This is a genomic window from Rathayibacter sp. AY1A3, assembly GCF_002930975.1.
GTDB lineage: Bacteria > Actinomycetota > Actinomycetes > Actinomycetales > Microbacteriaceae > Rathayibacter.
Genome location: NZ_PSTO01000016.1, coordinates 28,029 through 42,340, shown reverse-complemented (window position 1 = coordinate 42,340; position 14,312 = coordinate 28,029). Strand labels below are relative to the sequence as shown.

Sequence of the window (14,312 nt, the reverse complement as noted above, 5' to 3'; positions counted from 1 at the left end):
GGCAGAAGGCCCGCTCGCGAACGAGCGGGCGTTCTGCCTTGGGCTAGTTGAATCAGCGCTTGATCGAGATGGCTGCGCTTCGTCCTTCGTTGCCGGCGGCGTCTAGTGCGCGGGCGGTGATGCTGTAGGTGCCGGCGGGGTAGGCGGAGGTGGAGACGGTGAGGCGCCAGGATCCGTCGGAGGCTTTGGCTGCGTCGCCGAGCTTGGTGGAGCCGCTCCAGAAGCTCACCCGGGTGGTTGCGACATTGTCGGTGGAGGAGGCGACGAAGGTCACGCTCGAGCCGACGGTCGTGCCGCTAGCCGGGGAAGTGATGGCCACGGTGGGGGCGGTGGTGTCGGTTCCAGGCGTGGGGGTCGGAGTGCTGCCGCCGAGGGGGAGTCCCCATGCGCTCCATGTGGTGGCGGCGATTTTTGCCTGTCCGGTGACGCTGGGGTGGAAGTAGTCGACGTCCGAGATGTTGCTGAGCGGTGTGGTCATCCGGGTTACGGCGCCGCCGTCCCAGATGCAGTCGTTCGACGCGGCGGCGCAGGCGGAGGCGAGTGCCGTGTTGTAGTCGGCGGCCCTGGCTGCCGCTGCGTTCACGGATGCGGTGTAGGCGGTTCCGGTCAGCTGGGTGCCGTCGGCGGTGACTCCGCGGGTGGTGCGGCAGAGGTCGGCGCTGGCCCAGATCGCGGCGGCTCCTGGTGTCGTCTTGACGGTGTTCCATTCGGCCGCGAGGTTCGGCAGTGAGCCGACGAGTACGGTCGCCTGGGGCCACTCGGAGGCGATCTTCGACATGACTCCAGTGGCGGCTGAAGCGAAGCCTGCTGCGGTGGTCATGGTGTATCCGTCTGCTTTGGCGCTGTTGTAGGGCCCGCAAAGGTCGTTGCCGCCGATCAGCAGTGTGACGACATCGGGATCCGCACCCGCCGCTACGGCGGCGTCGATCCGAGTGTTCACTCCGGAGATGAGGCTGCCCGACTTGGCGTAGTTCGCGCTCGTCACGCTTGTCGAGGAGTCCGACGCTTCAAGGCGCGCGGCGATTGAGTTGACGGCGCTGTTCTGGCCGGTGGCCCAGTTGTTGGTCGTGCAGTCCGAGGTCGAGCCGCAGGTGGAAGCGCCACGCGAGATCGAATCGCCGAGTGCGAGCAGTGACTGCGTGCCTGCTGCGTGAGCCGGCCCCGCGATGAAGAGGCTCCCGAGCAATGCGATCGCGCCGGCCCCCGCGCCGATCGCGCCCCGCCAGCGTCGGGCTTTCTGCTGCCCAAAGTCATCAGTCATGTCGAATTTCCCCCAATGTGAAGTGGCCGGCAGCCACGGTTGAACGTGCGAGGAGCGAAGCCCCCCTCCCGGAGGTAATCGCAACCCAGCGGCGACGTCAACCAAACCGTCCGTGTTCCAACGGGAAACTTTGCCAGCGCCAAATCTGGTACCAGTGCCCCGGCGCTGAGCGGATCTTGCAGGATCAGCAAGACGAGGAGCTGGGGGCCCAACCGCAGCCCAAGTCCGTCGGGAGCAGACTGCTGGCTTCTCGCAGGTCCTGTTGGTGACACACGGGAGTCATACGAGCTCTGCTCGGCAGGGCCGGGGGATTCCTCGACGGGTCATCGATTTGAGGACCGGCGGGCCTACCGTGGCATAGCGCGCCGCGTCAGGGGCGGATGTCGAACCAGGGGAGGCCGTTAGATCCGTTCGGGTGGCTGACAGTGTTGTAGACCTGGCTCCCGCGGATCTCGTACCAGGGCAGCCCTGTGAACCCAGCGGGGTGAGAGACGGTGGTGTACACGCGGCCTCCGCGGATTTCGAATGCGGGCAACCCGGTGAACCCGTCCGGGTGGGTGACGGTGTTGTAGACCTGATTCCCGCGGACCTCGAACCAGGGCAACCCGGTGAAACCTTGCGGGTGCGTGACTGCTGTGTACCACTTCATGCGACTAAGGATGCACCTCTTCGTCTTCGACCGCGAGGGGCCATTCGATCAAGCGCGGGGACTGAAAGCCGGTTCATGCCCGTGCGTCTGGTACAACTGAATATTGTCCTTTGATCGCACAACCCTTGGAGAAGTACCGTATGGCGCAGAAGCTGACTCTCATTGATGACCTCGACGGCACGCCCATCGAGGATGGCGGAACGGTCCGATTCTCAATCGATGGCGCGAACTACGAAATCGACTTGTCGATGAGCAACGCGGAGAAACTGAACGACGCGCTGGAGAAGTACGTCTCCGCGGGTCGACGTGTCAGGGGCGGCGCAGGTTCCGCCGCCGCGCCGTCGGGCAAGAAGAGCGACCCGCAGCGACTCAAGTTGATCCGCGAGTGGGCGGGCGAGAACGGCTATGAGGTGTCCGGCCGCGGACGCATCCCGTCCGAGGTTCTCGACGCCTACGACGCCGCCAACTGAGCCAGAGGAGCAGCCCAGCACCGCCAATGTGCTGGGCTGCTCACCTAGTCGCGCGTAGGGGACGTTCGCATCGGGCCGGACACGGTTGACGGGTGAACCCGACTGTCGCTGCGTTGCTGGGTGCAGGGCTGGAAGCTCTTGCTACAGCGGCCGTCCCCTTTGTCATTAGTCGGGGTTGGGCAGGGTTTCGAGCGCTAGAGCGCATCGTGCCGCCAACGCACGCGATCACCGACCTGGATCTCATGCTTGCAGTGCGGGCAAATTTGCGGCTCAGCGTCCGCCAGCCAGGGCAGGACATAGTTGAAGCTCCTCGGCACACTTCAGCCTGTCACGCCACGGGTCGGCGGCGCGCGAGGCGCTTGTTCTCGTAACCCGCCGTACTCACTCTGCGGCGCTAGCGGGAGTCTCGGCCGTATTTCCGTTCCGTCGAGACGACAGCCGCTCGGTCACTCGGGCTGCTGGTCGACGCCGAGGCATTTGGTCGTGAGTGAGTAGTAGAGCTCGTCCTCGCTCTCCGAAAACTCTGCCGAGCGCATCGCACTTTCCTCGGGTGCGTCGAAAGACTGCTGGCCGAACGCGTCTGTGTACCTTTCGAAGCCGCGCTCGAGGAGGGCCTCCTGCACGGTCGCCTGTGTGGTTCCCGCTGCGGCTCCGGCGGGGATCGGCAGGAATCCGTTCGCAAGGAACTGCGGACCGTAGCGGCAGGCGACTTCGCGGAAGACGATCAGTGATGGTGCGTTCGTATCCAGACCGACGCCGGTGACGAGGACGTTCGCGACTTCTGCCGCTTCTCGTCGGGCGGCTGCATTGCTGATGCCGTCTAGGTACAGCTCGGCTGCGTGTGCTCGCGCTTCTGTGTCCTGAGCTTCTGCTCGGGCTTTGATGGCGATGGGGTGTGCCGCGTAGAGCCCGAGCAGTCCGGCGGCGGTCACGACGGCGGTGATCAGGGCGGCGCGTCCCGGGCCTCGGCGGCGATCGAGCGCGAAGCCTGCGGCGAGCAGGCTTGTTCCCGCGCACGCGAGAGCGATCGTTGTGAAGGTGATGCCGCCGCTGACGAGCTGCGTGCCGTCTGGACACAGCACGCTCGTGGGTAGCGACCACCGATCAGGTGTTCCGCCGCCGCCGTCGATGCAGGCGAAGTCGGGATCCCACGTTCCGACCATGCCGGCAGCGGCGTTCACGAGGAAGGCCAGGCCCAGCAGGATGAGGCCCAGGCAGCCATGCCCGCGAGCGGGGGGAGTTTCGCTGGCGGCACGGGGGGCGTCATCGGAGGGTGCCGTCACCGTGGCGCTCCGGTCCTCGGCGCGCTGATTCGAGTGGTTCTACTCCGGCTTCTCGACATGGTCGAACCCTACGAGACCGTCACGAGAAGGTTCGTCTTTCTCCGAGGTCATGCCGCCCGACACCGGTAGGGGTCTGTGGTGTCAACATTTCGATGATGTGAGCAGCAACCGATGGTCTTCCGAGAGTGTTCAGTGTGCGGCGTCGTAGGCGGCTTGGACATCGGTGGGGATGCGTCCTGCACGGGGGATGTCGTGGCCGTGGCGCAGGGCCCAGTGCCGGATCGCGGCGAGCGTTTCGGGGCTTTTGCGGCCGGCGCTAGCGGGCACGACGGTGATCCGGTGGCGCAGTCGGGCGGCGTCTGTTGCATCGGTGGTGCGTGCTGCTGCGATGTAGGGAGCGAGGGTCCGATGCAGGAGTGCGGTGTTCGCCGGCCGGAGGTCGATTTCGTAGTGGTCATCGCCTAGGGAGAAGGTGACGGTACCGCCGCGGCCGGGAGTGATGGGGGTGCCGTCGAGGTCGTCGATGAGGGTGACGTGGTGCGCCATGGTGCTCCTGCGTTAGGGGTAGTGGCATTCGGAAGAAGCTCGGCCTGCGGTCTGAGCCGAGACGCATCAGGGGTTGTGTCCGACGCATCACCGGCGGGTGACTGACTGTCTGACACTGGGAAGGTCACGTGGTCATTCTGGTCAGATGGCGAGGGGTGGTCGCGGTGGATAGACGATGCCTTCGGCGGTATCGGTGGTGGTGAATTGTGTGTAGCCGGCGCTGTGGGCGAGGGCGATCATCACGAGTTCCGCGTGTTCGTACTCCAGTGAGGGGAGAAGGGCGCGGAGCTTGATCGGCGCGTCGTCGGCGAGGGCGGCGGCGACGCTGAGGACGGCGAGGCGGGAAGGGGTGAGGTGCCTCGCGCGATGCTCTGCCGCGAATCCGGTGATGTGTTCGGTGAGGGTGTCTAAATCGATGGCCCAGGTGTCCCATGCTCGGTCGTGAACAACCCAAGGGTGTGCCTCGTTCGCGAGGTCAGTGCGTAGGAGGAGCTCGACGGCGGCGGAGCGCACGTCGTCACCGAACGCCCAGTGCCGTAGTTCGTACGTCCGATCGGAGGGCATCGGTTCGTCTCCTCCCGGTGGTGGGGCCGGGTCCAAGTGCGGTGCCGGCGCTGCTCGCTCACGGTGTGCGCGGTCGAGTTGGCGGTGGTGTCTGTGGTGCGGTCGGGTTCCCGCTGTCCACCTGTGTGCAGGCCAGCCCGAAGGTGAGAGCTGGACTGTGCACAGGTGGACAGGGGGCGTCTCCACTCCAGCCGACCCGCGAACGACTTCGGACGTTACTCGCCGTGCGTGTCGCCCGTGGCCGAGAGGTGATCGGCGGCCGGGGTGGTTTCTTTCAGGGTGCGCTTGGTGCGGGTGCGCTTGACCTGGTCACCGGGTGCGCGTGCACCTGTCGCGCGCAGATCCTTGTCGCTCCACCCGGAGGCCAGAGCTGCGTCCCACGCCTTGCTGTGAGCGTCTCGAGCGTCCCGTGCGGCTTGGTCAGCGGCGTCGACGTCGTTCGTCGCCGCTACGAGGGAGCGCACAGCCGCGACTCGCTCTTCTACCGACTTCTCGAGGAGCGTCCGCGCTGAGGCGGCTGCGGAATCGGGATCGATCGTTCTCTCTGCCATGCCCCCAGATTAACCGACTCCGGGGCGCACCGCGATCTCAGATCGGGCTGCGCGGAAGCGCACCACATCCACCCTCGGTGCTGTGGTGCGCTTGGTGTTTGTTTTGGAGCAAGCTGTCCATTTACCGCTGGTAAATGGCTTGCCGGGCTGGCGCTGCGCTTGGCCCGGGTGCACACTGGTCGTGTGGTCCCCGCTGGTTGGCGGGTTCGCTGCGCTGGCTGTGAAGGGCGGTGGTTCGGGTGTCGGAGGGGAATCCTCGACGGCTGTTCGCTCGGAAGCGCCGCGAGAACGCGACGGAGGGCGCACGCGAGAAGTACTACCGCGTGTACGTCACCGCGGAGGAGGACGCGGCGTTGCAGGCTCGTGCCGTCGTAGCTGGCGACATCACCGTCCCGCGGTTGCTCTTCGAGTCCGCGATGAACGCCCAGGTGCGCACCGACGCGGAGTGGAAGAGCGTTGTAGCTGAGCTGATGCAGGTGCGCGCTGATTTGGGCGGCATGGCGAGGAACCTCAATCAGCTCGCCCGGTTCGCGAACACTGAGGGTCAGTTCCCGGCGCAGGTCGAGGAGTTCCGTGCGCAGTTCGCGGCGTTAGTGCCGCAGATCAGTGCAGCGTGCCGGTCGGTGGCGGGCAAGTGATCCCGAACGTCACGTACGGCTCGCAGATGGGCGGGCTGATGAGCTATCTCGCCGGCCCTGGCCGTTCGAACGAGCACACGGAGCAGCACTTGATCGCGGGGGATTCCGCGATCATGGCGCTGTACGGGTACGAGGTGCTGGACCGTGCTGCCGCGTTGGCGATCGCGCGCGATCTTGACGAGCCGGCGGAGCTCTACGGCACGAAGGTCATGCGGTCCGTGAAGCAGTTCGACCGCGAGACGGGCGAGCCGATCGTGGACCCCGCGACGGGCAAGCAGGCGGTCGTCAAGCAGGACGCGCACGTGTGGCACTGCTCGCTCTCCCTCAGCGCCGAGGAGGGCTCGCTGACGGATGAGAAGTGGGGCGCGATCGCTACCGATTTCGTGCAGCGCATGGGCTTCGCGGGCGATGACATCGGGAAGGCGAACGCGCGGTGGGTCGCCGTTCGTCATGGCGCGTCGAAGAACGGGAACGACCACATCCACATCGCCGTTTCCCTCGTCCGCGAGGACGGAACGAAGGCGCACATCCCCTACGACAAGCGCCTGAGCCAGAAGGTCGCCCGCGAGCTGGAACGCGATCACGGACTGACGCAGCTCCACCCCGAGGGGCGCGAGCTGGGGGAGCGCGGGGTCGTCCCCGGAGCGCGCGAGGCGGCACGCTCGCGCAGCGCTGTCGAGCCGGATGTGCGCCGCTTGGAGCGCAGCGTCCGTGCTGCTGCGTCGTCGAGCGTGGATGAGGGTGAGTTCGTTCGGCGGATGCGTCAAGAGGGTCTGCTGGTGCGCCCGCGGTTCGCGGTCGGACGCACCGACGTTGTGCAGGGTTACAGCGTGGCGCTGCGACCCGAGAAGGACGAGCCGGTGCGCTGGCACGGAGGCGGCACGCTCGCCCGCGACCTCACCCTCCCGCGGCTGCGCGAAGGCTGGCCGGACGACCCCACGAAGGCGACTGAGGCTGCCGAGGAGTGGCGTGCGACGTCGAAGAATCCTTGGCGGTACGAGCCCGTCAAGCCGGGCCGTGAGATCACCGCGCCCTCGCCCGAGCTGTTCGAGTCGTACGCGGCGGACATGAGCCGGCTGCACGACTACATCAACTCCGTGGACCCCACCGACCGAGCCACTTGGGCGCACGTCGCCCGCGAAACCGCCGGCGCCTACGCGGCATGGTCGCGGCGGATGGAACCGACGCCCGGGCCGCTGGCGGATGCCGCGCGATCGCTTGCCCGGTCGGCGCACCTGCGCGCGGACGAGTCCCGGCCCCGGCCCTCCGGGATGCCTTCCAGCGCATCGTCGACCGCGCTGATCCTCGCGATGGCCGGAACGAAAAACACCGCCGCCGCCGAGCTGCTGCTCTTCCGTCAGCTCGCCGTCACGAGCCGAGCGATCATGCGCGCTCACAAGGCCGCCGGAGACGCACGACGATCGGCCGAACTCGCGTTGACGCTCACCCGCCAGTTGTCGCAGGTTCGCGACGGTTACCAGGGAGTCATCGGGACGCAGCGCGCGGCGGAGAACGAACAGAAGTGGCAGGCACTCCCCGAGGAGCTGAAAGACATTCGCCGGCTGTCCGAGACCAATTTCGGAACGGGCAGCCCCGTCCCGAACACGCTCACTCCGAGCGAGAAGGAAAGCGAGGAAGCGACGCTCGCCCGGCGCGCTCGAGAGCTGCGCGAGAGGCCCGGTCACGACCGCGACGAACGCGGCCGCTAGACGATTCACGACGGTAAGGGGAGGAAGTCATGAGTGACGATGAGGTCGGCCAGGAAGTCGGTCAGAACGTGAGGGTCGCGTTGACGATTGCAATGCAGATGGGGGAAAAGTTCGCTCGACTCCGCGAGGAGATGGCTCGCGATGCGCAGGCCCGTTCCGCGGCGCAGGCGCGCGAGCTGTCGGCCCGGTTCGACGCCGAGCGCGGCGCTGCACGAGCGAGCTTGCAGGTCGTGGATAGGCCTGACTGGTGGGAGCGCGCGAGCGTCCAGGACATCGCGAAGGTCGCGGAGACGGCGCAGGCGTGGAAGGGTCACGACCCGATCGCAGAACGGGCTGCGGCCGTCGTGCAGCGCGAGGTGCTCGAGCGCTACCGCGTCGACACCGCCGTGCTCCGCGACGCCGCCGGCCAGGGGAAGTCGGAGCTGGACCTGGCGAAGGAGTGGGCCAGCAGCTCCGCGCCCGAGCACTACCACCGCCATGATGAGGACCGGCTCACCATGCAGGTCGGCGACCGTGCGGAGCCGGACGTGAACGCGGAGCGCGCCCTGCTCACCGACTACCGCGCCGCGCTGGCCGGCGACATCGCCACCGTCGAGCTGTCCGCGGCCGAGGAATGGAAGCGCGACACCGACCCGGCCGGGTTCCGGGACTACCGGGTGCAGACGTCGATCGACTGGAACGACGCCGGCCAGGTCAGCACCCCCGAATCCTCCGCCGTCGCCGCTGCGCGAGTTGCGCTGGTCGAGGAGTGGAAGGACACGGTGGCCCCGGAGCGCGCCCGTGCCGGCGCCGAACTGGCGCAGGCGCAGCAGCTTATCGCGGAAGCCGATTGGCTCGACCGCGCCAACGACGCCCGCAGCGAAGCCGCCGCCCGAGAAAACCCCGGCGCGGCCGATGTCGACAACGGTCCGGCGAACATGGCAGCCGAGCTCGAAGCGCGCGCGAACGACTACGACCGCGACGCCGCCGCCGGCGGCACCGCTGACGCGACTCCCGACGAGCTGCGCGAGCTCGCCGTCGACGCACGCGCCCAAGCGCAGCTCTTCCACGACGATGTCCCTGTCGAACGCCAGGACGCCATTCAGAGCACCAATACATCGGCCGACTCCGCGCCCGCGGCGGCCGATCCTCGCGCGTCAGCGGCTCGGGAGGCCGGCGAAGTCGCATACGACAGCGCCGAGCGGCGTCAGTCGACCATTCAGGCGATGGAGGCCAAGGGAGTGCCCCCGCACGTCATCGAGGCGAGGATGAGCGCGGATACCGCGCACGCCACCCCGCCCAGCGCCGCCGTCACATCGAAGGCGCCGATGAGCACTGTGCCGCAGACGCGCCGAGGCCGCGGTCAGGGGCAGGGTGCCGACCGCGGAGACCTTAGCCGGTAGCCGAACCGCCACAATGAAGAAGGGGAGTACCAGTCGGTACTCCCCTTCTTCGTGCTCAGGCTTACACGCCGCCCGTTAGCTTTCAGACGCAGCGAGTGTTGTCGACGCCAGCGGCTGGCTGTGTCAGGGCCGGGCAGTCGCCGGCACACGGGCCTTCGACGAGCTAGCGGCTAGTTGCGCTTCTCGACAAGGATGTGCGGTCCGCCGGGAATGTCGTTCCAGAGCCACCCGCCCACGCCGCACGTCGCGCTCGCCGGTGTTCCGGCATTGCGCCAAGTGCCGTAACCGGTGTACCCGTAGCCGAGTGTCTGCCACGACTTGCACGGAATCCCGAGCCGGTACTGCCCGCTTCCTGAGGAACACGTCCCGTACGCGACACCGTTTGAGCCCCAGCCCGTGGTGCAGTTGCCGGGCGCGGCATTCGCCGCGATCGGTCCCGCAGCAGTGAGACCGGCAAGGAGCAAGGCGAAGATACCTGCTCGAGCGAAGACTGATCTGATCGACATTTGATCCTCCAGGGGGCATTCGTTGAGTGGTTGGGCAGTGTGTGGGGTTCTCGTTCGCCTGTTCGTGGCCGACCCACGCATCCGGTGGGTCAGACGCTAGTTCCGACATCGACGCCGTTGTTGACGCTGAGGTCGTCACCGGAAAAAAACGTTGTTCCTGGAAAGCGCCGGAATTCCGTTTCGGCGCAACAGGCGCGGCTTTGAGCGTCTTGCGCCCTCGTCAGGGCTTGAATGGCGACGCGCCTTGACCCGCGTGCGCCCCCTGCTCCGTGAACGAGGATCTGCCGGGCTACGCCGACGAACGACTCGACCGCCGTCTCCCATCAGGACCCGCCGGCCGTCCCGATAGCGGATCGCTACCCGGGCGGCCGGATTCAGGAGTGCGTCTCTGGTTGACGCTGCGCTCCGGGATCCGAGCCGTACCTTTGACAGATGATCGTGGCGGTGGAGGGCTGAGTACCGCGGGAGAGACCACCTGCTGTCGGGTTTTAGGGGGGTGACTTCGGGCCGGAGTACCTTTCCACGGGGCAGGAGCCGGGAACGGTAATCGAGATCGCGGACAGCAAGCGGCTCAACAGGACCAGCACCTCAAGGGACCAACGGGCTGCGAGCACCTGGGTGTCGGATAGCCGGTGGGCGACCAGGCGATTCGGTGCGGGACGTCATCCGGCGCGCGCTGCTGGCGGAGCGACCGCTACTCGATCTGCGGCGGGGTGGAGTGTCGTGGGACGAGTGATTGGTCAGGTGCAGAGGGGATCGCCCATGTCGATCGTGACTCCGTCGAGCGTGACACTTCCCTGCGCGCAGAGGCGCGTGTCCCCGTTCGTCCGAACGATCAGGTGGGTGTAGGCGCCCTGTACGTCCGCGACGTCGGCTTCTTGCCGCTGACTGTCTTGATCCTCGTTTCGAGGGGCGATCTCGACGTGAACGCTGTTGCCGCTGCTCTGGTTGTCGTACCGAGTGAGGCGGCCCCACGCGGCCTGGCAGCGTTCCGACCACATGACCTCGAGGAAATAGTCCTCATTTCGGGTCTCTCCTGCAGCTGTCTCCGCATCGTCAATGCAAGAAGTCGCTGCGGGGTCAACCCCGGTAGCAACTGGGATCAACGAACGGCCGTTTGTCGTCACACCCGTGTCCACGACCGTGCCAGCACCATCATTCAGCGTGGTGACGGCGACGGTGGCCGCGATGCCGGCGCCGAAGGCGAAGACCATGAGTAACGCGGCTGTTCCCATCGACAACGTTCGCCGAAGCGGGCGAGGCTCTTGTGGGTCGGGTGAATCGGCTGCCGATCGGGGCTGGGGTGGGAGAGCGGCCGCTCGAGCACGGCGTGCCAGCCACTCGGCCGGTTCGGCGCCTAGTGTGCGGACGAGTGAGGCCAATGTGCGCTCAGAGGGGAGCTGCTTGCCCTTTAATGCCTCGGAGAGGACGGATTTGGAGATGCCCGAGCTCCCCTGAAGTTCCACCAGCGTGGGGTTGCCTGCCTCTAGCCGAAGCCGACGAAGATCGGCGGCCATACCCTCGACACTTGTGTCCTGTTCTGACGAACGTTCTTCGTTCATTCTTGGACCCCTTCAGACCCCAATCACCCGCGTGGCGCATCCAAAGTACCGTCCGGCAAGTTGGCGTCACCGCGAGACACTGCGTCTGGAGCGCCGCATCTCGCGTCGCGTTGCTGACCACTGTCCGTCTCGGTATTTCAACTATCAACATGCTCGCTAGCTCGAGGCGGCGAGACGGTAGGTGCTCCTCGAGGGGCAGCGCGGAGGAGCGGCGAACCCGCAGGCGCAACATCAGTGCCGATACTCGTAGCTCCCGGCTTCCGGCGGTCGAGGTAGCACTCGTCGACCAGCGCCGCGGTCGCGGTCGCGAGCCCGTCGTGCCGCCGCGCGGCGGAGGCGCGAAGTTCCGGCCACGCAAGAATCAAGGGGCGAGCAAGGTCGATCGTCCTGGTGCCATGCAGAGAGCCACTCGGACGGTCCCGCGATGAAGCCGTTGCACGAACCTCAACTCAAATGGCGCGCCCATCGTCTCAAGCGGGACGCCGGCGTAGGCAGCCCGCCGTTCATCATTGGATCTGCCTCCGGCGTCGTTCCTCCGCACGGTTGGCGCAGCCCTTGCTGCGTCTACCAGCGGCTGATCACTGGCCTGAGGCGGTCGTTGGTGGGCGCTCGGCAAACGCGCCCCGGACGAATCGTGATTCGGAACGGGGTGTCATCGCCCGCGGTCACGCCGTGCGAAGAAAAATCCGACCGTCACTGCCGCGAGGGACTGGAGGGGCGCGAGTGCCGCCACCAGCTTGATCGAAGACTCGACGCTGAGGGCGTCGATGATCACGGCAAAGACGAGACCGGCGTAGATGACGACCGTGGAGCCAACGATGCCGATCGCGAGGCCGCGACGCGTGTCCGCGTCGTGCTTCCAGCGCTTGGGCTTCAGCGCCTTGATGGGGGCCTTCGGACCGAGGGAGGAAACGGGTACGGGATCTCGACTCGGGTCATCGGCTTCGTTGAACTCGTCAGCGGTCATCGTCGGTCCTTAGCTGGAAGGAGATGATGAAGGGCATGACCTCGGCCGTGGGCGTGATGTCCTCGTCGAACTCGTCAATGGAGTAGGTCGGATGCGTATTCGCGGTGGAACCAGAAGAGTCAGGAGTAGGTGACGCCCCTGGCCCCGTCGCGATACGGATCTCCTCGATGTCGTGCGTGTCGAGCTCGTTCAGCAGCGGCCCGAGGATCTTCATCGGGATGTCACAGGGGCCGTCGTGCCGACCTCCGCTCGCTCCGTCGACGACAGTGAAGATGCCGAGCTGTCCAGGCGCGTCGGGAGGTTCGTCACAGAGGAAGTGAGCATCTGGCTCACTCGGCGGCCGGGTGAGCAATGCCGTGCAGGTGGAGGGGCTGGCGCGGATGAGGAGTGAGGTCGCGTTGTTCGCAGCCATCCACTCGAGCAGGGGCTTGAGAAGGGGTCTCAGGTAGAAGTTCGGGTCTTCGGCTGTCACGGGAGCTCCAGGGTGGGGGCGGTCTACGGTTGTCGGGTCACGTCCTCGAACGTAGCAGATGCACATCGGATCCACACGCGATGTACATCCAAAATGTAGAACTCTGGCAATCCGGTGTGTACTGTGGGTACATGCAAGCGTGATGCCGCCTACATTGCACACATACGCAGACCCCGACAGCCCCTGGTCGAGTAGGACTCGATTCGGCGTAACTGGTCCTGGTTCCATATGGAACCCGGACCACACCCGCTCTTTGCAGAGAGCGGGCCTGCGGCGTACCAGGAATCAGAAAGAGGAGCCAAGTGCCCAACGCAGAGACCACCCCAGGAACCACCTCAGGCCAGGACGCCACGACGACCGAGCAGCTCGTTCGCCTCAGCATCAACATGAACCCGGAAACCGCCGCTGCCCTGAAGGAATTTGCTCAGGCCAAGCGACTCTCGTACACCGAGGCGGTTCGACGGGCGATCGCCATCGCCAAGTACATCGAGGACGAGGTCCGAGAGGGGCGAAAGATCCAGACAGTCGACGCGGACAGGAACGAAGTCCGGGAACTGATACTCATGTAGTGGTACCTACCCAACGTCTTCCTCGACGCCGGCATGAGGCGCCGTACCGCCGCGATCCAGAGATGCGGAGAAGCCATGGAACCTTCAAATGCCGCCAAGGCGCGTGAACGGACACACAGCCGCTCGAAACGGTTGAAATACTGTCCTCGACATCCAAGCCTTGTGCACCTCAGATCGCCAGCCCTGCAACGCGGCTTACGGCCCCGGCGTCGTTTCCCCAATCCGCCTAAGGCCCGTTTTGGGATCGTCTCGGCGACGGCGGGCACGGGGAGTGCCGCGCCTGCGGTCCAGCCATGGCTCCTCGGGAGCGGTAGCGCTTCGCGCTACGCGGCAGCACACAGGTGGTCGGGACCGCAGGGACTCCGGGAGGAGCGTGCGCCGCACGCGAGCTCTGAGCGAGCGTCGACGACTAGTCACGAATCGACGAACAAGTCTTCGACGCTCCGCGACTCGGTCTTCGAACACTTTTCACCCCTCGCGTAACGTGCGTCAATTGCAGGGTGAACACACCCCAAATTTGATCCCCCGCGGCCTCAGGGGCCTCACTGGCGCCCTCAAATCATCTTCTGAGACCGATTTGCATCCGCATACCGGAAGCGCCGCTTAAACAGGCATGCTCGCCCGCGGATAGAGGTCCACTCTGGTACCCTTAAACAGAAGAACCCCGGCGACACCGCGTCATCTGGGGGGATGCACGGCCACACGGGGTCCTGATGTTCTGTGAGAGGAACTCTCCAACCCTACCTGACCGGTAGGGCTCGTCTACAGATGGACGAGCCCGAGCTTGTCAGGGTGGCCGGGCGTGAGGAAATGATCATGGCCCGTTCTATGTTCGCCTGCCCGCACTGCGGGGCAACCTACGCTGCAAGGATCGTCCGGCACGGACCCGTTCTCTGCAGCAAGTGCCGCCGGCCGTTCCGGATCTAGCTACACGCGAAGGGGTGCAGTCCTGAGGGACTGCACCCCTTCGTCATGCCCGGGCGGGCAACGGTGCGCGGCCGGGGTGTGAGTGGTGCGGCTACCGGCGGCGGTGGTCTGGCGGACGATGCTTGGCAAGGGGGCTCCCCAGCCAGTCTCGAAGGGCCGCTCCTACCGGGCAAGTTCTCGCGCGCGGTCATTACTCGAACATTTGAGGCTGTCGACCGAGCTTCCTCGTTCTGTCGGGGTGGGTATGCGCGAAGAC

Annotated in this window: 14 protein-coding genes and 1 pseudogene; 5 read left to right on the top strand and 10 right to left on the bottom strand. The window is 66.1% G+C overall.

Translation table 11 applies throughout. The features are described 5' to 3' along the window. Positions 1–52: 52 nt before the first annotated feature. Positions 53–1,261: an SGNH/GDSL hydrolase family protein gene (locus tag C5C10_RS09350; RefSeq protein WP_104329091.1), complete on the bottom strand. Its 1,209-nt coding sequence runs from the start codon at positions 1,259–1,261 to the stop codon at positions 53–55. Between the two features lie 370 nt (positions 1,262–1,631). Continuing rightward, positions 1,632–1,910, bottom strand: coding sequence for a hypothetical protein (locus C5C10_RS09345; RefSeq protein ID WP_104329090.1), 279 nt, complete (start codon positions 1,908–1,910; stop codon positions 1,632–1,634). A 140-nt stretch (positions 1,911–2,050) separates the two neighbouring features. Here C5C10_RS09345 and C5C10_RS09340 point away from each other — a divergent pair, with 140 nt between their 5' ends. After that, entirely contained in the window at positions 2,051–2,380 is a 330-nt protein-coding gene (locus tag C5C10_RS09340; protein ID WP_104329089.1) for an Lsr2 family protein, read from the top strand. 446 nt (positions 2,381–2,826) lie between these two features. Here C5C10_RS09340 and C5C10_RS09335 read toward each other — a convergent pair whose 3' ends face one another. The 4 genes from C5C10_RS09335 to C5C10_RS17575 all read right to left on the bottom strand — a co-directional run bounded on the left by C5C10_RS09335 (position 2,827) and on the right by C5C10_RS17575 (position 5,324). Then, on the bottom strand, positions 2,827–3,663 hold the full coding sequence (locus C5C10_RS09335) for a hypothetical protein (protein WP_104329088.1): 837 nt from the start codon (positions 3,661–3,663) through the stop codon (positions 2,827–2,829). A gap of 189 nt (positions 3,664–3,852) precedes the next feature. Further along, on the bottom strand, positions 3,853–4,209 hold the full coding sequence (locus C5C10_RS09330; protein WP_104329087.1) for an Lsr2 family protein: 357 nt from the start codon (positions 4,207–4,209) through the stop codon (positions 3,853–3,855). 141 nt (positions 4,210–4,350) lie between these two features. Continuing rightward, complete coding sequence (locus C5C10_RS09325) at positions 4,351–4,773, bottom strand: hypothetical protein (protein ID WP_104329086.1); 423 nt, start codon at positions 4,771–4,773, stop codon at positions 4,351–4,353. Positions 4,774–4,988: 215 nt separating this feature from the next. Continuing rightward, complete coding sequence (locus C5C10_RS17575; protein ID WP_146082137.1) at positions 4,989–5,324, bottom strand: hypothetical protein; 336 nt, start codon at positions 5,322–5,324, stop codon at positions 4,989–4,991. 230 nt (positions 5,325–5,554) lie between these two features. Here C5C10_RS17575 and mobC point away from each other — a divergent pair, with 230 nt between their 5' ends. Genes mobC through C5C10_RS09310 form a run of 3 tightly spaced genes read left to right on the top strand, consistent with a single transcriptional unit; the run spans position 5,555 to position 9,053 of the window. Then, positions 5,555–5,962 carry a plasmid mobilization relaxosome protein MobC gene (gene mobC, locus C5C10_RS09320; protein ID WP_374953344.1) on the top strand — a complete coding sequence of 136 codons (408 nt, stop codon included), beginning with the start codon at positions 5,555–5,557 and terminating at the stop codon, positions 5,960–5,962. Then, entirely contained in the window at positions 5,959–7,671 is a 1,713-nt protein-coding gene (locus C5C10_RS09315) for a relaxase/mobilization nuclease domain-containing protein (RefSeq protein ID WP_146082136.1), read from the top strand. Before mobC ends, C5C10_RS09315 begins: the two co-directional genes overlap by 4 nt. A 29-nt stretch (positions 7,672–7,700) precedes the next feature. After that, entirely contained in the window at positions 7,701–9,053 is a 1,353-nt protein-coding gene (locus tag C5C10_RS09310; protein WP_104329084.1) for a hypothetical protein, read from the top strand. Between the two features lie 1,246 nt (positions 9,054–10,299). On the opposite strand, the gene C5C10_RS17815 is transcribed toward C5C10_RS09310, so the two are convergent. From C5C10_RS17815 to C5C10_RS09295, 4 genes and pseudogenes are all read right to left on the bottom strand, one after another. Then, positions 10,300–10,773 (bottom strand): DUF2690 domain-containing protein, encoded by a 474-nt coding sequence (locus tag C5C10_RS17815; protein ID WP_181073435.1) that lies wholly within the window; start codon positions 10,771–10,773, stop codon positions 10,300–10,302. 135 nt (positions 10,774–10,908) lie between these two features. Further along, positions 10,909–11,076 (bottom strand): annotated as a pseudogene (locus C5C10_RS18445) (helix-turn-helix domain-containing protein); the annotation flags it as partial. Positions 11,077–11,773: 697 nt separating this feature from the next. Then, complete coding sequence (locus C5C10_RS09300) at positions 11,774–12,088, bottom strand: hypothetical protein (RefSeq protein ID WP_104329082.1); 315 nt, start codon at positions 12,086–12,088, stop codon at positions 11,774–11,776. Further along, complete coding sequence (locus tag C5C10_RS09295; RefSeq protein WP_104329081.1) at positions 12,078–12,560, bottom strand: hypothetical protein; 483 nt, start codon at positions 12,558–12,560, stop codon at positions 12,078–12,080. The genes C5C10_RS09300 and C5C10_RS09295 overlap by 11 nt, the downstream gene beginning before the upstream one ends. A gap of 302 nt (positions 12,561–12,862) precedes the next feature. On the opposite strand from C5C10_RS09295, the gene C5C10_RS09290 reads away from it, so the two are divergent. Next, entirely contained in the window at positions 12,863–13,129 is a 267-nt protein-coding gene (locus tag C5C10_RS09290) for a CopG family transcriptional regulator (protein WP_258059977.1), read from the top strand. Positions 13,130–14,312 lie beyond the last annotated feature (1,183 nt).